The organism is Mesorhizobium sp. M0293 (genome assembly GCF_040321735.1).
GTDB lineage: Bacteria > Pseudomonadota > Alphaproteobacteria > Rhizobiales > Rhizobiaceae > Mesorhizobium.
On record NZ_JAMYSA010000040.1, the window covers coordinates 17,743 to 34,210 of the forward strand.

The window sequence follows — 16,468 nt, forward strand, 5'->3', positions numbered from 1 at the left end:
GATGTTCAGTCCCGCAGCAGATCGAACATCAGCTTGAAGAAACGGTCCGCATCGACCTCATATGCGATGCGGGCATTGTCCTTTTCACCGCGCTCGCTCCAGAAATCGGCGATGGTCGCGCCGAAGGCGTAGGTGCCGGACAGATCGACGCCGATATGGGCAGGGCGCATGCGCACCAATGTCGGGTCGATGGCGAGCGCCAGCGCCAGCGGATCATGCATGGCGCCGCCGACGCCCATCGAGTCGCGATGCAGCTTCTCGTAGAACAGCAGCCAGTCGTTGACGAGCCGGCCGAGTGGCGTGTCGATGGTGGCGAGTTCGGCATATTGCGGCGCCTCGACCAGCACCTGCATGGTGACGTCGAGGCCGACCATCAGGATCGGCACGCCGCTGTCCAGAACGATCTTCAGCGCTTCGGGGTCGCAGAACGCATTGAACTCGGTCGGCGTGATGATCTCGCTCTTGCGATAGAACACGCCGCCCATCCAGATCAGTTCCTTGATCTTGGGCAGCACATCGCGATGCTTGAGGATCATCAGGCCGATATTGCTGAGCGGGCCGGTGGCAACGACCAGGATCGGTTCGGGGGCGGCGCGCAGCTTGTCGGCCAGGAAATCGACCGCATGCCGATCGACCGGTTTGATCGTCGCCTGCGGCAGGTAGGGCGAGCCCTCGAGGCCGCTTGGACCATCGGCGGTGCCGAGCACCAGCAGGCGCGCCAGCGGACGGTGACAGCCCTGCGCGACAGGCACGTCGCCAGCGCCGATATATTCCAGGATGCGCAGGGCGTTGGCGGTCGTCTTCTCGACCTCCGCATTGCCGCAGGTCGTGGTGACGCCAACGAGTTCGATGGCCGGAGAGCGATGCGCCATGACCAGCGCAATGGCGTCGTCATGGCCAGGGTCGCAGTCGAACAGGATGGGAGTTGGCTTGATCATCATGTCGTCTTTCACGCCGCCCGCTCGTAGCGCGCTATGGTTTTCTTGAAGCTATCGAGGAAACGCCGGCCGTCGAGGCCGGTGCAGATGCGGGTGGTCCTGGGTCCGCCGCCGGGCAACAATTGCCGGCCGCGATAGGCGACGGTCTGGCCGCGCGCCAGCCTGCCGTCGAGCACGACGTCGGCAAACAGCGGCTCGGTCATCGTCGCCAGGCCAGGATCGAAAGCCAGCGCCACGGTGATCACGTCGTCCATCGGGAAGCCGACAAGGTCGAAGAATTCGCGCCAGATGTCGATGTAGATCGGAAAGCTGTCGGCGATCATCTCCAGGACGGGATTGTCCCTCGCGACGGCCTGCATGTCGGCGATGTCGTCGCGTGTCAGCATCGAATCGGCGACGCGATTGTCCTCGCAGATGTCGAGCGGGACGAGAATCTTCTCGACATCGGCGTTCAGCACGATGCGCGAGGCCTCCGGGTCGGCCCAGATATTGTATTCCGACAAGGGCGTGATGTTGCCCGGTGTCTGGAAATTGCCGCCGAGCACGATCAGCCGCTTCAGCGCGCCGGTCAATCGTGGCTCCTGCAACACGGCCATCGCCGCGTTGGTCAACGGGCCGGTGGTCACCAGCGTGATCTCGCCCGGATTGGCCATGACCGTACCGATGATGAAATCGACCGCATGTCCTGATGTGGCTTGCCGCACGGGCGTCGGCGCCGGCGGGTTGAACTTCTCCAGGCGATCGCCGAACCGGGCAACAAGCCGTTTTTCGAAATGGACCGGCGCCTCCATGTCGGCCTTGGCGTTGCCGACGATCGGCCGCCATGCGCCGGCGTGAACGGGGATGTCGTCACGCCCGGCGAGCGTCAGCGTGTTGAGGACGACGTTGGTGACCTGCTCGATCGGGCCGGCCGCACCCGTCACAGTTGTCACGCCCTCGAGCCGCAGCTTCGGATTCACCGCTGCAAACAGCACGGCGAGAATATCGTCGCCGGCCGAATCCACGTCGAGGATTATGCGTTCCATGGAGGGTTCCTTCACTGGGGATTTCTGCCGCCGGGCTCGGCGTTCTTGTCCACCGACAGCAGTTTCCGCATCGACTCCAGTGTTTCCGCGATGGCCCTTGGACGCGCCCGGTAAGACAGCGCAAACAGGGCGATCAGCGCCACGACGTAGGGGACGGTGAGAACCAGATAGGACGGATAGCCGAACGTCTGCAGGCGCAACGAAAAGGCATCCGCGAAGCCGAACAGCAGGCAGCCAGCCAGAACCTTCAGCGGATCGCCGTTGGAAAAGATCAGGATCGCGACCGCCATGAAACCGCGGCCCGATGACATGTTTTCGGTGAACATGGTGATGTAGCCGAGTGACAGATGCGCGCCGGCGAGGCCCGCCAGCAATCCGCACAGCAGGGACGCGGTGTAGCGGACGCGGGTGATCGAGATGCCGAGCGCCTCGGCGGCTTCCGGCTTTTCGCCGACGACGCGGATATAGAGGCCGAGCCGCGTCCGGTTGTAGCACAGAACCAGCAGCGCCACGGCGATGAAGGCGACATAGACGAGTGGCGTGAAGCCGGAGATCAGCGGCGCCCATGAACCGAGAAGGTCGCGGGCACCGGGCAATTGGACTTTCGGCAGGCCGACGATGCCGTGCCCGACGATCGATCCGCGCGTGCCGAAGATCGCTTTCATCAGCGAGATCGTCATGCCGCCGGCCAGGATGTTGAGCGCCAGCCCGACGACCACTTCATTGGCTTTGAAACTCACCACCAGAACAGCAAAAGCCAGGGCGAAGACGAGCGCCGCCGCGACGCCGCAGGCGACGCCCGCCAGTGCGGAACCCGTCCAGATCGAACCGAGGACGGCGAAGAAGGCGCCGACCAGCATCTGCCCTTCGAGGCCGATGTTGAAGATGCCGGCCTTGGTGGTGAACGAGCCGCCAAGCGCGACCAGAAGGATGGGCGCGGTGGTGCGAAGCGTGGCTACGATCAGCGCGATGTTGACCAGCCTGTCTAGAATTTCCATCGCCGCTCCCCTGCCTGGCTGTCGCCGCGCCTTCTCACAAGCACCTGGGCCGACACGCTGAGGATGATCAGCGCCTGGATCACGGTGATGATCTCGCGCGACGCACTTGTATCGACCTCGAGCAGCAGCGATCCGTTGCGCAGGGCGCCGAAGAACAGCGCGGTGAAGATGGTGGCGACCGGCGAGCCATTGGCGAGCAGGGCGGCGATCAGCCCATCGAAGCCGAAACCGGGAGCAAACCCTTCCATGAAGCGGTGATGGACGCCGAGCGTCTCGACGCCACCGGCCAGCCCGCCGACAGCGCCCGAAAGGAGCAGTACCAGGAAACCCTGCCGTTTCACGTTGACGCCGCCATATTCGGCGAATTTCGGCGCCGAACCGACCATCGTGACGCTGTAGCCCCACCGGGTGTAGCGGAAAACAAGGGCTGCGCCGACCGCCAGCACCAGGCCAATGACCAGGCCCCAGTTCAACCGCGAGAAGGTGAAGATCTCCGGCAGATAGGATGTGGGCAGGATCGGCGGCGTCTCCGACCAGCCGCCCGGCCGTTTGAAAAGGAAAATGGTGAAATAGGAGGTAAGCAGCACCGCCACGTAATTCGACAGGATCGTCGAGACCACCTCGTTGGTGTTGTAGCGGGCGCGGAAGTAGGCGGGGATGGCGACCCAGGCCGCGCCTGCCACGATCGCGAGCGCCAGCGCCGCCAGCGTGTGAATGCCCGCGGGCAGGGGCATGGCAAAGCCGACCCAGGCGGCAGCGAAGCCGCCGAGGAACAGCTGTCCCTCGATGCCGACGTTGAACATGCCGCCGCGCAAGCCGATGCAGGCAGCGACACCGCAGATCAGGATCGGCGTCGTCTGCAGCAAGGTCCCGGCAATCTTCTCCTGGTCGCCGAAGGCGCCGCGCAACAGGGTCATGAACACACGCACTGGGCTTTCGCCAACCATGAGGATGATGATCGCACCCATCAGCAGCGCCACACCGATGGCGATGATCTGGCCGGAAACGGCACGCAAGTGGTCTTTCATCATGCGGTCTCCGCCGCGAAGTCTGGCGCGGCCACGCCTGCCATCATCATGCCGATGCGCTCCTCGTCGGCGTCATCGCCGGCGACCTCGCCCATGATCCGCCCGTTGAACATCACCAGGATACGGTCGGCAAGGGCGGCCAGTTCATCGAGCTGCACGGAAATCAGCAGGATCGCGCGGCCGGCGGCGCGCTGGCGCATGATCTCGTCATGAATGGCCTCCTGGGCGCCGATGTCGACGCCACGCGTCGGCTGATCGATCAGCAGGAAATCGGCGCCGTTGGTGAATTCACGTGCCAAAACGACCTTCTGGATGTTTCCGCCGGAAAGCAGCTTGACGGCATCGCCCGGTCCGCGTGCGCGAATATCGAAGTCCTTGATCAGCGTTTCGGCATTCTGGCCGATGGCGTTCCAGTTGAGCACGCCGCCGCGGCTCCATGGTGCGCGATGCTGGCGGCCCATCAGGATGTTGGCCGATATCGAAGCGTTGCGGTCGACCCCGCGGACCATGCGGTCGCCTGGAACATGGGCAAGGCCTGCCTCGCGGATCGCGGCAGGCGAGAGGGCGGTGAGGTTCTGCCCCTTCAGCCAAGCCCCGCCATGGCTTGCCTGCCGCAGGCCCGAAAGCACTTCCGCCAGCTCTGTCTGACCATTGCCGGCCACACCCGCGATCCCCACCACCTCGCCGGAGCGGACCGTGAAACTGGCGTCGCGAAGGGCCGGCAGCAGGCGATCGTCGCGCGCCCACAGATCCTTCACTTCGAGGACCACGTCGCCGTTCAGCGACGCGCGCGGCCGTCGGTCGAAGCTGACCTCGCGGCCGACCATCATGTGCACCAACTCGTCCTTGCTGAGTTCGGCCTTCGGTCGCGTCGCCACCTTCCTGCCATTGCGCAGCACTGTCACCGTGTCGGACACTTCCATCACCTCTTCCAGGTGGTGCGAAATGAAGATCACCGTCATGCCCTCCGCCACGAAGCTGCGCAGCGTCTGGAACAGTTCACGGCTCTCTTGCGGCGTTAGCACCGCGGTAGGTTCGTCGAGGATGATGGTGCGCGCGCCGCGCACCAGAACCTTCAGGATTTCGATGCGTTGCTCTATGCCGACCGAAAGAAGCCCGACGCGCTCGGTCGGATCGACCTGCAAGCCGAAGCGCTTCGACAGTTCGCGCGTGCGTGCAATCTGTGCAGCGTGGTCGATCAGCCCGTGGCGACGGATTTCCATGCCGAGAAAGACGTTGTCGGCGACCGAGAGCGAGGGAACCAGCTTAAAATGCTGGTGAACCATGCCGAGCCCGGCCTTTATCGCCATGGACGGGTCGGCGATCACGATCTCCTCGCCGTTCAACCGGATCGAGCCTTCGTCTGGCTGCAGGAGGCCGAACAGGATGTTCATCAGCGTCGTCTTGCCGGCGCCGTTCTCGCCGATGATGGCGTGGATCTCGCCGCGGCGGACCGCAAGGTCGATGCCGTCATTGGCGACGAATGCGCCAAAACGCTTGGTGATGCCAGTCAACTCGACGGCCATTGCGGCAGTGCTGTGAAGGGTCGGCGACCCCGGCGTGTTGGACAACATGGCTCTCGCAGATTGGACACTGATCCGCCGCGGCAAGCCGCGGCGGATCAGTGTAGCGCTTTCTTGGGAGGGAGGCGCTTTTGTTGGTTTACTTCGCCTTGGCGATCGCGATCTTGCCGTCGAGGATGCCCTTCTTGATCTCATCCAGTTTGGCTGTCACGTCAGCCGGGATCTTGGAGGCGATGTCATCGCAGACCTTGACTTCGACACCACCCGAGGCGAGGTCGAACGTGCGTGTGCCGGCGGTGATCTTGCGGCCTTCGACCTCGTCCTTGATCAGCGTATAGACGGCGATGTCGCCGCGCTTCAGCATGCTGGCCAGCACATTGCCGGGGGCCGAGCCGCACATGTCGATGTCGACGCCGATCGAATATTTGTCGACCGCGGCACTTGCCTGCATGACGCCTTCACCTGTCGGGCCGGCAACGTTGTAGACGATGTCGGAGCCTTGGCCGTAAAGCGCCTGGGCAAGCTCGCTGCCCTTGGCGGGATCGTCAAAGGTTCCGGCGAACACGGAGTTCACCTTCACATCGGGCGCGGCGTATTTGGCGCCTTGCTCGTAACCACCGAGGAAGTTGCGGATCACCGGGATATCGCGGCCGCCGACGAAGCCGATGGTCTTACCGTCGCCGATCTTGTCGAAGGCGGTGCCCTTGGCTTCGATCATGCCGGCGAGCGCGCCGGCGACGAAGGAGCCCTGTTCCTCGGCGAAGTTGGCGTAGATCATCTTGGGGTTGTCGAGGACGCCATCGATGAACACGAAGCGCTGGTCGGGATATTCCGCGCTGACCTTCTGCAGCGAGTCCACCAGTTCCCAGCCCATCACGAAGATGAGGTCATACTGTTTGCCCTTGGCAAGGTTCTCGAACTGCTGCTGGTAGTCGAGCGCGCGATTGCCGGTATCGACCAGCTTGAGGTCGATGCCGAAATCGGTCTTGGCCTTGTTGAGGCCGTTGACGATCGAAACGCCGAAGCCCTGAGCAAAATATCCTGAGATGGCGGCCACGGAAACCTTGGCCTGTGCGGCGGCCGACCCGAACGAAATGGCAAGCATCGTGCCGGCCAGACATAAACTCTTGAGCGCCCTTTTCATGTCATTCCCCTTCAGCTTTTTTCAGCTTTTGAAGCCACGCTTTGACCACCCCACGTGTCGCCGGGACAGCGGCGAGTTCGTTGATGGTCATATGAGTTTAGGAGCGGCTCAACAGGCTGTCAATCGCCATCCGCTGCAGTTTTCTTGGCCCTTCGCTCACTTGCTGAACGTCTGCGCTTGACAAATATCGACGATGCATAATTGTTGATACTCTAACGAGTTTTCATGAACGACGTGACGAAGGAAGCGAACAATGCCGGCTGTGTTGGTCAGGAAATTTCTGGTTCAGGTCGAAGAGATCTTCCATGAGGGCGGGCCCCAGGCGGCACGCCCGCTGAAGCGTGGCGCGGTCGTTGCCGTCATCGCCAACCCTTTTGCCGGACGCTATGTCGAAGAGATTACCGGCTTCATGGAAGACCTGAAGCCGCTCGGTCTCGATATGGCCCGGCGCCTGATCGACGCCATTGGTGACGGCGGCCAGGCCATCGAAGGCTATGGCAAGGGTGCCATCGTCGGCGCCGCCGGCGAGCTTGAACACGGCGCGCTCTGGCACAATCCGGGCGGCTACGCGATGCGCGAACTGCTCGGCAACGCCAAGGCCATCGTGCCCTCGACCAAGAAGGTCGGCGGCCCCGGAACGCGCATCGACATCCCGATAACGCACATAAATGCCTCCTATGTGCGCAGCCATTTCGATGCGATCGAGATCGGCATTGCCGACGCGCCGCGCAGCGACGAAATGGCGGTCATCCTGGCGATGACGACCGGCGCGCGTGTTCATGCACGGGTCGGCGGTCTTGCCGCCGCCGACATCAAGGGTGAGGACGGATTGCGATGAACCCGGAAATCCGCCGCATCATCACCATCGTCGAGGAAACCCGGATCGAAGGCGGTCGTCCCGTCGATCCGCCGACGCGACGTGCCGCGGCCATTGCGGTGATCCGCAACCCTTATGCGGGCACCTATGTCGAGGACCTGTCGGCGCTGAGCGCTGTCGGCGAAGCGTTGGGAGACATCTTGCCCAAGCGCGCTATCGCTGCTCTCGGCACTGCCGGTGACCGGGTCGAGAGCTTCGGCAAGGCGGCCGCCGTCGGTGCTGACGGCGAACTCGAACATGCCGCAGCTATCCTTCACCCAAAACTCGGTGCCCCGTTCCGCGATGTGCTCGGCAAGGGTGCCGCACTCATTCCCTCATCGAAGAAGCGCGGCGGCCTCGGCGTGTCGCTCGACATTCCGCTCGGCCACAAAGATGCGGCGCGGGTGCGCAGCCATTTCGATGGCATGGAGGTTCGCGTTCCCGACGCACCGCGTGCCGACGAGATCGTCGTCGCCATCGCCGTCACCGATTCCGGCCGGCCGCACCCGCGCGTCGGCGGGCTGACCAAGGACAAGATCGTCGGCGAGGATGGCGTCAGCTAGAGCAATTCCAGGAAAAGTGCACGACGGTTTTCCCGGGAAAAGCGCATGCCGCTTTCCCTTGGAAATTGCGTAAAAACAAAGTCCGTGAAGGTCGTCGCCATTACACAGCTCTGACCTCCGGCACCCGCATCGCCGGCGGGGTGTTGCGGCTCCGGCCGGTCCGCACCACGCCATCGATGACCACCATTCCGATGCCTGGAAGATTGCCCAGCGCCACGCTGTCGAGCAGCCCGTCGCCGGCACCGCCGATCGCCTGATCCATGAAGATCAGGTCGGCGGCGCGACCAACCTCGATCATGCCGCGATCATCCAGCCCGCGCACGCGCGCCGTGTTGCCGCTGGCAAAACAGAACGCCACTTCCGGCGCGATACCACCCAGCGAAGCCAGCATGGTCAGGGTCCGCAGGATGCCGAGCGGCTGCACGCCGGATCCGGCCGGGCTGTCCGTGCCGAGGACGACGCGCGCAAGTTCGCCGCGCTGCCTTGCCAGGTCGAGCACGAACAGTCCGGTGCGCAAATTGCCGTTGTGGACGATTTCAAGCGCCCTCGAACCCTTCTCGCAGATCTGCCGTATTTCCGCGTCGGGCAGGGCGGTTGGCCCGCCATTGACGTGGGCGACGATGTCGGCGTCGACCTCCAGCACGACATCCGCGCCGATGCGGCCGGAGCCGGGCAGAGACGGGCCCCCTGTATGGGTCATGGAGGTCATGCCGTATTTGCGTGCCCAGGCGATCATCTGCCGGCCGGTCGGCCCGTCCTTGACGCCGCCAAGCCCGACCTCGCCGACAAGCGTCACCCCGGCTTCGGCGAGAGTGCGGAAATCCTCTTCGGTAAGGCCGGGTTCCAGGATCGGTGCCCCGGCCAGGATCTTCATGCCGTTCGGACGGAAATTGGAGAAGGTGCGCTGGGCAGCGATCGCCAGCGCCTTCAGCCCGACCAGGTCGCGCGGGCGGCCTGGCGTGTGGACTTCGCCCGCCGAGACGATGGTGGTGACGCCGCCATGCACGGTCGAATCCATCCAGCCGATCTGGTTCTGGCGCGGTGTCCAGTCGCCGGCCACCGGATGGGCATGGTTGTCGATAAGCCCCGGCGCGACCGCGCAGCCCATCGCATCGATGATCGTCGCTGCGCTGCCGTCAACATCGCCTGCCTTGCCAATGCCGGCGATGCGGCCATCGGCCACGACGATGGTGTCGGCGTCGATGATCGGTTGAGCGAGATTGCCGCTCAGCATCAGACCGATGTTGCGGACAACGAGCGTGTTGGCAGACGACTGGGGGTCGGACGACATCGATTCTCACTTCTGCTGTTATGGAAAAAGGTCTGGACGCCGCTTATTTGCCGCCGTCGCCATTCGATGGATCGTCGTCATTGATACGCTGGAGCAGGCGAAGCAGCGTCGCCTGCTCCGCCGGTGAGAGCGGCGACAGGAACCGCCTTCCAACTTCGACGCTGCGTTCGAGCCGCTCGAGCGTGTAGTCGGTTCCCTTGCCGGTCAGCGCGATCATCGTCAAACGTTGGTCGGTGTCGGAAGCGCTGCGCGTAATCAGCCCGTGTTTGAGCAGCTTGCGCATGACGATGCTGATGGTCGATGGGTCCATCGCCGTCAGCCGGCCGAGATGGTTCTGTGAGACTTCGCCATGCTTTAGGATCGTGGCGAGCGCCGCGAACTGGGTTGGCGAAAGGTCTTCGCCGGCCATGACCTGCTGGAAGCGCAGCGTCGCGCGCTGATGCGCCCGGCGGATGACGTGCGCCGGGTGGCGGTCCAGTTCGTAGCCGGTCTCAGCGTATTGCTGCAGCACTTGCTCACGGCTCAGAGGCGCCGCATTGCCGCTTGGCCCTTTCGACGTCCCGTCGTTTTTGGGCTGCGGTTTCTTTTCAGTCGTCACGCCGGACTCCTATCGCCGCTGTCTCGGATGCCGCCGGCCTGAAAGGGTTCAAGCCGCAACACTCGCCGGTTGAAGCGACGTCCCGTCGCGAAGGGCTGCGACGACATCAGCTGAATCGCTGACCACGCCGAAATGCGTCGCTATGTCGTAGAGCGAACTTTCCTGCTCGCGCGGCCCCGTCGCCGCGCAGCAATCGCTGGGCACCACCACCTCATAACCCTCGAAAAAGGCGTCATGGACGGTCGAGCGCACACAGATGTTGGTGACCACGCCGAAGATGACCAACTGATCGACCTGCATATCTTTCAGCGTCAAGTCGAGGTCGGTTTGAAAGAAGGCCGAGTAGCGCCGCTTGATCACGTGGATCTCATCATCGCGGGCGCCGAGGTCCTCGATGATTTCCGGCCCCCAGCTTCCCTCCAGGCAATGCGGCGTACGCTTCAGCCATTCGCGCTCGCGTCGCATGCCGGGCCGATGGCTGTCGTGAACCCAGATCACCGGCACGCCGGCGGCGCGCGCCGCCTCGATGACGGCCAGCTGCGGTGCGACCAGTGTCTCGTATCCAGGCAGGACCATGGCCCCGCCGGGCTTGCAGAATTCATTGACCATATCGATGACGACAACGGCCGCACGGCGTGGATCGAGCCGCACCGCGTCATCGTGCCGATGTGAGGAAAAACTGTCCACGGGCATGGCGATCTCCTTTGACCGATCGTTGATGCTCATACAAAAAACCCTGGCGGATGCCAAGTCAATCCCGTTCGACGCAAAGCGTGCTCGTCGGCCTTGCGCACCGCGCTCCGACAAGGGTATGCGCTATTTGTTCAGCGCGAAATGGCCTTGACAAGGCTCTTCAATCATGTGCTCGATTTGTATGACCATCAATGATATTCAAGCCGCTGAATTGCGGATCCGAGGTCGAGATATGAAGACGATCGTCACCGGAGCCAGTGGCCTGCTTGGCCGCCATGTGGCCGAGGCTCTGGTTGCGGCCGGCCACGATGTGCTGGGCATTGATACCGTGGTGCCTTCTGGAGTCGCATGGCGCCACGCAACCGCCGATTTGACCGATCTTGGATCGGCGCTGCAGCTGGTGCGTGATTGCGATGCCGTGGTGCATGTCGCGGCCATTCCGCGACCTACCGGCCGGGCCGGCGGCGAGGTGTTCAAGACCAATGTCGCGACAGCCTACAATGTCGTCGAGGCCGCTGTCATGGCTGGTGCCAGGCGCTTCATCTATGCCTCGTCCTTCAGCGTTTTCGGCTATCCCTTTTTCGAGAAGCCGGTGCGGCCGCCCTATCTGCCGGTCGACCTGAACCACCCGGTCGGCGCGCAGGACCCATACGGCCTGTCGAAATGGCTGGGCGAAGAAATCGTCGACGCGGCGGTGCGTCGCGGCGCCTTTTCGGCGGTCAGTATCCGCATGCCGTGGATCCAGACGCCGGGTTCCTTTTTCGCTGGCGTCGGTCCGCGCCGCGCCACCGCCGACAGTGCCCGCGACCTGTGGAGCTATCTCGACTCGCGCGATGCCGGGCAGGGTTTCCTGCGGGCGCTTGAATGGCAAGGCGAAGGCCATCTGCGCGTCATCTTGAGCGCTGACGACACCTTCATGGAAGAGGAAACCGAAGCGCTCGTGCGCCGGGTCTACCCTGATGTCCCGCTGTCGCGGCCGATCGCCGGCTTTGGCACCGTACTCGACACGGTCCATGCGCGCGAAACGATCGGCTTCGAGGCAAGCCATTCGTGGCGTTCCTATCCGAAGCCGGAGTCCGGACAATGAAATGGTTCGACAAACAGAATGTTCTCGTCACCGGCGGCGCCGGCGCGATTGGCAGCGCCGCGGTGCGGCGTTTCCGCGACGAAGGCGCACGGGTTGCCATTGTCGACCGCAATGGCGCGTCGGCACAGCAACTGGCCCGCTCTCTCGGCGAGGACGTCCTGGCGATCGAGGCCGACGTCACCGACGAAGCGGATGTGCAGCGCGCAGTCGCAACGACCGTCGAGACGTTCGGCGGCCTCGACGTCGTGTTCAACAATGCCGGTATTTCCGGCGCCATCGCTCCCGTTCACGACCTGCCGGTCGAGGACTGGGATACGATCATCCGCATCAATCTGCGCGGCATCTTCCTCGTTCTGCAGGCATCGCTTCGGGCGATGATCAAGGCCGGGACCGGTGGCTCGATCGTCAACATGGGCTCGTCCATGGCCGGTTGGGACGTCCTTTCGGGCGGTGCGGGTTATGTTGCTTCCAAACACGGCGTGGTCGGCCTGACGCGGGTCGCAGCACTCGATGCGGCGCCTTATGGCATACGCGTGAATGCCATCTGTCCCGGCGTGATCGAGACGACGCTTGGCGTGCCGGCTTCCGGCGGCGGCGATTTCAAGAGCAGTGTCCAGCATTTCGCCGATCGCATTCCGTTGCGCCGCATCGGCCAGCCGGACGATGTCGCGGCCGCGGTGGCCTTCCTGGCCTCCGACGAGGCAAGGCATGTCACTGGCGTGGATTGGCTGATCGACGGCGGCCAGACCTTGCAGAGCTGGGCTAACGCGCCGGCCGGCGGCGCGTTTCCGAAGTTTCGCTAAAGTCTCTTGGGCGGCATTGCCTGGATGATCCGGACGGCAAGGTCGAGGTCGGCGAGACCGCCCGAAAGAGGCGTGCGCGGCTTCGCGCCGGCATGGATGCAATCGGCGAAATGCAGCCACTCGCGGCGGAACGACGTATCCGGAACGCCAGGTATCACACGTTCGGACGCGGTTTCGCCTGCCGCTTCGCGTAGCCGGACCGTCGCCGAGGCATTGCGGTAGTAGGGGTTCTGGAATTCGATCCGCACCTCGTCGTGCTCGCCATGCACGTGGATCCACTCGTCCCACCATTCATACTGGGCAAGTGCCATGTCGAAGAGGCAAGGGACGCCGCCATAGTCGAGTACGGCCAGCAACTGGTTCGGACCGGTCTGTTGTGCATGGACGACGCGGTCCGGCGTGCCGAAAGCGCCGCGCATGACGGCAAGATCGTGGCTGCTGAGGCCCAGCAGCAAGAGATAGAGGTCGCGATAACCGGCATGATCGGCACCGAGTGCCGCTTCGACGCGCCGGGCGACGGCATCGCGCCCCGCCGCGAGCATATCGGCCGGCACGTCGGTGATGCGGGTCTGCGTATAGAGCTGGCCATAGCGGTCGAAGCGGCCGGCGAAATCATGGACATGGATCGACTTCGGTCGGCCGATGGCGGCAATGCGCTCAAGGCCGATCTCATAGCCGGGGTCGTAGAATTTCATATAGCCGACAAGGGCGACGAGGCCGCTCCGCTCGGCCTGCTCGACCAGCGGCCGCGCCTCCTCAGGGGTAAAGGCAAGCGGCTTCTCGACGATCAGGTGCTTGCCGGCGCGGATTGCGTCGGCGACCATCTCGCCATGGTCGTAGGTGCAGATCACCACCGCATCGACATTGGGATCGGCAAGCAGCGCACGATGATCCGTATACCTTGCGGCAACGCCATAATGTTCCGCGACCTTGCCGACCGTGCCGGGCGAGATGTCGCACAAAGCGGCGATGCGAAACGCCGGCAATTCCATGAGATAGGGCAAGTGCATCAGCTGGGCGATCTCGCCGCAACCGATGACGCCAACGCCAATGACGCGATCCTGCATGTCAACCCTTCACGGCGCCGGCGGTTAGGCCGGCGATGAACTGCCGTTGCATGGCGACAAAGACGACGATCACCGGCAGTGTCGTGATCGTCAACGCGGCGAAGTAGAGGCTCCACAGCGAGTCGTACTGCTGGAAGAAGCTGACCAGCCCGAGCGGGATGGTCTGCACCGACGGGTCGCGCAGCAGCAGGAAAGCCAGGAAGAAATCGTTCCAGATCTCGATGAAGCCGAAGATGAGGATCAGCGCGACACCCGGCCGGACCAAAGGCAGCATGATATGAATCAGGATCTCCAGCCGGCTTGCGCCATCGACACGCGCGGCGTCTTCGAGATCGGCCGGCAGCGTGACGAAGAAGCTGCGCAGGATGAAGACCGAAAGCGGCAGCGATGTCGCGGCATAGATGAAGGCAATACCGAGCCGGTTGTTGATCAGGCCGAGATCGCGCGCCACCATGAACAGCGGAATGGCCATCACTTGCGGCGGCACCAGCATGGCCGCCACCGCGACTGCAACCACGAGACCGCGCCCGGGGAACCGAAGACGCGCCACCGCATAGGCGCAAGGCGTCGCGACCGCGACCAGGATGATCAATGCCGAACCGGTGACGAAGACGCTGTTGACGATGCGCGATCCCATGCCGGCGATCCGCCAGGCGTCGGCATAGTTCTGCAACATCAGGCTCGACGGCGGACCCCAGACATTGCTCAGCATTTCCTGCTTGGTCTTGAGCGAGCCGAACAGCACCCAAAGCAGGGGATAAAGCGTCTCGAAGAGCACGAGGACGAGCGCGGCATAGATGCCGGCGAGTTCGAGGATGCCGCTTATGCCGAGGCGCTGCATGAGCCCGCGACGGCGATCGCCGGCCGCGCCATCGCCAAGGGAAATCGGGGGGTTGGCGGTGGCTCTCATCAGATATCAAGCCTTTGCCGCCGCATCAGGGCCAGAAGACCGACACTGGCCAGCCCGACGATCAGGAACAGCACATAGCCGATGGCGGCGGCATAGCTCATGGCGCCGTCCTGGAAGGCCTTGCTCATCATGTAGGTAAGCACCACTTCGGTGGCGTGGTTCGGGCCGCCCTTGGTCAAGACATAGACGATGTCGAAGTTGCGCACGAAGGCGCCGGAAAGGCCGAGGATCGTGTTGATGAAGACGATCGGCATCATCATCGGAACGGTGACGTGCCGGAAACGCTGCAGGGGGCCGGCGCCGTCCATCTTCGCCGATTCATAGAGCTCCGAGGGGATCGTCTGCAGCCCGGCCAGATAGATGACGGCATGGAAGCCGAGCCATTTCCAGACATCGACGACGATGATCGAGTAGAGCGCGATGTCGGCGTCGCCAAGCCATGACTGTTTCAGCGCACCGAGGCCGACGAGATCGAGCCCGCTGTTGAGCAGCCCGAAGACCGGATTGTAGATCCAGGACCAGAGCAGGCCGACGGCGACGAAGGACATCGTCACCGGGATGAACGCGGCGGCGCGAAAGAAGGTACGGCCGAGCAGCGCCCGGTTCAAAAGCAGCGCCAGCCCGAGCCCTAGCACATTCTTCAGGATCACGACGGCGACGACGAAAATCAAATTGTTGCGCAGCGCACCGAGGAAGATGCGATCATGCGCGAGGCGCCAGTAGTTGGAGAAGCCTGCCCAGGTCGGGTCGGAAAATCCGTCCCAATTGTGCAGGCTGAGCCAGAAGCCGTTGATGAACGGCCAGAAATAGAAAAGACCGAAGAGGATCGCGGCGGGCAGGATCATCACGAAGGCCGTAGCCCCGTCCCCGGCGTCGAAGCGCCAGCTGCCGGATCGGCCCGAAACAGGAGCCGCCTCTTGCGGTCGCGTGCTCATGCGGCCTTTGCGCCTTGCGGGGTCAGCACCAGCCCGAGCGTATCCCTGACATAGGCGATGCTCTCAAGCGTGCTTTGCTCCGCTGTCTTCTTGGACGCATCCAGCTCGATGATGGCGAGGCCATCGTAGTTTGCCTCCAGCAGGACGTCGACGATGCCGGCAAGATCGACGACGCCGGCACCGAGCTCGCAAAAGGCGCCGTAGCGGTCATAGCCCTTCAGCGCCGGATCGACCCTGGTGTCCTTGAAATGCATGTAGCGCACGGCCGAAATGTAGGTCTTGACCGCGTCGACCGGATCGGAATTGGTGTGGGCAAGATGCGCCGGATCGATGCACAGGCCGGCCAGGTTGGTGTCCAGCTCATCCATCATGCGGTCGAGCTGGTCGCGGCGCTGGATGAAGGTGTCGAGATGCGGGTGATAGACCGTCTCGATGCCGAGGTCCTTTGTCCGCCTGCCGATATCCTCAAGCGCCCGGCAGAAGGCGCGGTAGTCATCGGCCGTGTGCGGCCCGGCAGCGGCCTCCGAGGGACCGCCGCCGAGAACCAGCACCGGTGAGCCGAACCCTTTCAGCAGCCTGGTCAGCGCGACGAGCACGTCGCGCTCATAGGGCCAGGCGACAGGGTTGGTGAAGATCGCATTGACGTAGAAGGAGGAGAGCTTGATGCCATACTCGCTCTGGCCTTCCGACAGCAGCGCGTAACGCCGCAAGATGTCGGTGTCGGTGGTGACACCCATCGGCGCCTGATTGCCGAGCTGCATGTATTTGCGCGCATACTGGTCCGACAGGCTGGTGAATGCGAGGATCTCGAACCAGCCAAAGCCCTGGTCGGCCAGGAACTTGATGGCCGGCCTGAGCGGAAGGCCGGTCAGGTCCCAGCTGTTCAGATGATAACCGATCGAGAAGCGCTGCCGTTCGGCGCGATTTGTCCTCATGTGTTCTCTCCGATTGATGAGGCTGCCCGAAGCGGGCAGCTTCATTTTCTTGCCTGGCGCATCAGCTTCGCTGG

17 protein-coding genes are annotated in these 16,468 nt (G+C 63.5%); 4 read left to right on the forward strand and 13 right to left on the reverse strand.

Going from position 1 to position 16,468, the window contains the following annotated elements; all coding sequences use genetic code 11:
* Positions 1-5: 5 nt before the first annotated feature.
* The 6 genes from NKJ06_RS16870 to NKJ06_RS16895 form a co-directional block, all read right to left on the reverse strand.
* A complete protein-coding gene (locus NKJ06_RS16870; RefSeq protein ID WP_502905626.1) occupies positions 6-941 on the reverse strand; it encodes a nucleoside hydrolase in 936 nt (311 codons plus the stop codon).
* An 8-nt stretch (positions 942-949) separates the two neighbouring features.
* Positions 950-1,963, reverse strand: a complete 1,014-nt coding sequence (locus tag NKJ06_RS16875; RefSeq protein ID WP_352629530.1) for a nucleoside hydrolase — start codon at positions 1,961-1,963, stop codon at positions 950-952.
* A gap of 11 nt (positions 1,964-1,974) precedes the next feature.
* A complete protein-coding gene (locus NKJ06_RS16880; RefSeq protein WP_352629528.1) occupies positions 1,975-2,961 on the reverse strand; it encodes an ABC transporter permease in 987 nt (328 codons plus the stop codon).
* The gene (locus NKJ06_RS16885; RefSeq protein WP_352629526.1) at positions 2,949-3,992 is read right to left on the reverse strand and encodes an ABC transporter permease; all 1,044 of its coding nucleotides are present in this window, start codon (positions 3,990-3,992) and stop codon (positions 2,949-2,951) included. Before NKJ06_RS16885 ends, NKJ06_RS16880 begins: the two co-directional genes overlap by 13 nt.
* Positions 3,989-5,563 (reverse strand): ABC transporter ATP-binding protein, encoded by a 1,575-nt coding sequence (locus NKJ06_RS16890; protein WP_352629524.1) that lies wholly within the window; start codon positions 5,561-5,563, stop codon positions 3,989-3,991. Before NKJ06_RS16890 ends, NKJ06_RS16885 begins: the two co-directional genes overlap by 4 nt.
* Positions 5,564-5,651: 88 nt before the next feature.
* Positions 5,652-6,656, reverse strand: a complete 1,005-nt coding sequence (locus NKJ06_RS16895) for a BMP family lipoprotein (RefSeq protein ID WP_352629522.1) — start codon at positions 6,654-6,656, stop codon at positions 5,652-5,654.
* Positions 6,657-6,909: 253 nt separating this feature from the next.
* On the opposite strand from NKJ06_RS16895, the gene NKJ06_RS16900 reads away from it, so the two are divergent.
* Together NKJ06_RS16900 and NKJ06_RS16905 are read left to right on the forward strand one after the other, a co-directional pair.
* Positions 6,910-7,494: an amino acid synthesis family protein gene (locus NKJ06_RS16900; RefSeq protein WP_352629520.1), complete on the forward strand. Its 585-nt coding sequence runs from the start codon at positions 6,910-6,912 to the stop codon at positions 7,492-7,494.
* Positions 7,491-8,075 carry an amino acid synthesis family protein gene (locus tag NKJ06_RS16905; RefSeq protein ID WP_352629517.1) on the forward strand — a complete coding sequence of 195 codons (585 nt, stop codon included), beginning with the start codon at positions 7,491-7,493 and terminating at the stop codon, positions 8,073-8,075. The genes NKJ06_RS16900 and NKJ06_RS16905 overlap by 4 nt, the downstream gene beginning before the upstream one ends.
* Before the next feature lie 100 nt (positions 8,076-8,175).
* Here the strand turns inward: NKJ06_RS16905 and NKJ06_RS16910 are convergent, their stop codons facing one another.
* Genes NKJ06_RS16910 through NKJ06_RS16920 form a run of 3 tightly spaced genes read right to left on the reverse strand, consistent with a single transcriptional unit; the run spans position 8,176 to position 10,657 of the window.
* On the reverse strand, positions 8,176-9,366 hold the full coding sequence (locus NKJ06_RS16910; RefSeq protein WP_352629515.1) for an amidohydrolase family protein: 1,191 nt from the start codon (positions 9,364-9,366) through the stop codon (positions 8,176-8,178).
* A gap of 43 nt (positions 9,367-9,409) precedes the next feature.
* Positions 9,410-9,964 carry a MarR family winged helix-turn-helix transcriptional regulator gene (locus NKJ06_RS16915; protein ID WP_352629513.1) on the reverse strand — a complete coding sequence of 185 codons (555 nt, stop codon included), beginning with the start codon at positions 9,962-9,964 and terminating at the stop codon, positions 9,410-9,412.
* Between the two features lie 48 nt (positions 9,965-10,012).
* Positions 10,013-10,657: a cysteine hydrolase family protein gene (locus NKJ06_RS16920; RefSeq protein WP_352629511.1), complete on the reverse strand. Its 645-nt coding sequence runs from the start codon at positions 10,655-10,657 to the stop codon at positions 10,013-10,015.
* 232 nt (positions 10,658-10,889) lie between these two features.
* Here NKJ06_RS16920 and NKJ06_RS16925 point away from each other — a divergent pair, with 232 nt between their 5' ends.
* The gene (locus NKJ06_RS16925) at positions 10,890-11,744 is read left to right on the forward strand and encodes an NAD-dependent epimerase/dehydratase family protein (protein ID WP_352629509.1); all 855 of its coding nucleotides are present in this window, start codon (positions 10,890-10,892) and stop codon (positions 11,742-11,744) included.
* The gene (locus NKJ06_RS16930; RefSeq protein ID WP_352629507.1) at positions 11,741-12,547 is read left to right on the forward strand and encodes an SDR family NAD(P)-dependent oxidoreductase; all 807 of its coding nucleotides are present in this window, start codon (positions 11,741-11,743) and stop codon (positions 12,545-12,547) included. Before NKJ06_RS16925 ends, NKJ06_RS16930 begins: the two co-directional genes overlap by 4 nt.
* Here NKJ06_RS16930 and NKJ06_RS16935 read toward each other — a convergent pair.
* Genes NKJ06_RS16935 through NKJ06_RS16950 form a run of 4 tightly spaced genes read right to left on the reverse strand, consistent with a single transcriptional unit; the run spans position 12,544 to position 16,394 of the window.
* Positions 12,544-13,614, reverse strand: a complete 1,071-nt coding sequence (locus NKJ06_RS16935; protein ID WP_352629505.1) for a Gfo/Idh/MocA family oxidoreductase — start codon at positions 13,612-13,614, stop codon at positions 12,544-12,546. The two genes, NKJ06_RS16930 and NKJ06_RS16935, sit on opposite strands and share 4 nt — an antisense overlap.
* A gap of 1 nt (position 13,615) precedes the next feature.
* Positions 13,616-14,524 carry a carbohydrate ABC transporter permease gene (locus NKJ06_RS16940; protein ID WP_352629503.1) on the reverse strand — a complete coding sequence of 303 codons (909 nt, stop codon included), beginning with the start codon at positions 14,522-14,524 and terminating at the stop codon, positions 13,616-13,618.
* Positions 14,524-15,459 (reverse strand): carbohydrate ABC transporter permease, encoded by a 936-nt coding sequence (locus NKJ06_RS16945; protein ID WP_352629501.1) that lies wholly within the window; start codon positions 15,457-15,459, stop codon positions 14,524-14,526. Before NKJ06_RS16945 ends, NKJ06_RS16940 begins: the two co-directional genes overlap by 1 nt.
* Positions 15,456-16,394 carry a sugar phosphate isomerase/epimerase family protein gene (locus tag NKJ06_RS16950; RefSeq protein ID WP_352629499.1) on the reverse strand — a complete coding sequence of 313 codons (939 nt, stop codon included), beginning with the start codon at positions 16,392-16,394 and terminating at the stop codon, positions 15,456-15,458. Before NKJ06_RS16950 ends, NKJ06_RS16945 begins: the two co-directional genes overlap by 4 nt.
* Positions 16,395-16,468: the final 74 nt, after the last annotated feature.

What these genes read in the sequence shown, in the direction of transcription:
- NKJ06_RS16875 (WP_352629530.1), bottom strand. Translation starts at nt 1,963, where the DNA reads ATGGAACGCATAATCCTCGACGTGGATTCGGCCGGCGACGATATTCTC.
- NKJ06_RS16945 (WP_352629501.1), bottom strand. Translation starts at nt 15,459, where the DNA reads ATGAGCACGCGACCGCAAGAGGCGGCTCCTGTTTCGGGCCGATCCGGC.
- NKJ06_RS16880 (WP_352629528.1), bottom strand. Translation starts at nt 2,961, where the DNA reads ATGGAAATTCTAGACAGGCTGGTCAACATCGCGCTGATCGTAGCCACG.
- NKJ06_RS16940 (WP_352629503.1), bottom strand. Translation starts at nt 14,524, where the DNA reads ATGAGAGCCACCGCCAACCCCCCGATTTCCCTTGGCGATGGCGCGGCC.
- NKJ06_RS16930 (WP_352629507.1), top strand. Translation starts at nt 11,741, where the DNA reads ATGAAATGGTTCGACAAACAGAATGTTCTCGTCACCGGCGGCGCCGGC.
- NKJ06_RS16900 (WP_352629520.1), top strand. Translation starts at nt 6,910, where the DNA reads ATGCCGGCTGTGTTGGTCAGGAAATTTCTGGTTCAGGTCGAAGAGATC.
- NKJ06_RS16920 (WP_352629511.1), bottom strand. Translation starts at nt 10,657, where the DNA reads ATGCCCGTGGACAGTTTTTCCTCACATCGGCACGATGACGCGGTGCGG.
- NKJ06_RS16905 (WP_352629517.1), top strand. Translation starts at nt 7,491, where the DNA reads ATGAACCCGGAAATCCGCCGCATCATCACCATCGTCGAGGAAACCCGG.
- NKJ06_RS16870 (WP_502905626.1), bottom strand. Translation starts at nt 941, where the DNA reads ATGATGATCAAGCCAACTCCCATCCTGTTCGACTGCGACCCTGGCCAT.
- NKJ06_RS16950 (WP_352629499.1), bottom strand. Translation starts at nt 16,394, where the DNA reads ATGAGGACAAATCGCGCCGAACGGCAGCGCTTCTCGATCGGTTATCAT.
- NKJ06_RS16895 (WP_352629522.1), bottom strand. Translation starts at nt 6,656, where the DNA reads ATGAAAAGGGCGCTCAAGAGTTTATGTCTGGCCGGCACGATGCTTGCC.
- NKJ06_RS16890 (WP_352629524.1), bottom strand. Translation starts at nt 5,563, where the DNA reads ATGTTGTCCAACACGCCGGGGTCGCCGACCCTTCACAGCACTGCCGCA.
- NKJ06_RS16910 (WP_352629515.1), bottom strand. Translation starts at nt 9,366, where the DNA reads ATGTCGTCCGACCCCCAGTCGTCTGCCAACACGCTCGTTGTCCGCAAC.
- NKJ06_RS16935 (WP_352629505.1), bottom strand. Translation starts at nt 13,614, where the DNA reads ATGCAGGATCGCGTCATTGGCGTTGGCGTCATCGGTTGCGGCGAGATC.
- NKJ06_RS16925 (WP_352629509.1), top strand. Translation starts at nt 10,890, where the DNA reads ATGAAGACGATCGTCACCGGAGCCAGTGGCCTGCTTGGCCGCCATGTG.
- NKJ06_RS16885 (WP_352629526.1), bottom strand. Translation starts at nt 3,992, where the DNA reads ATGATGAAAGACCACTTGCGTGCCGTTTCCGGCCAGATCATCGCCATC.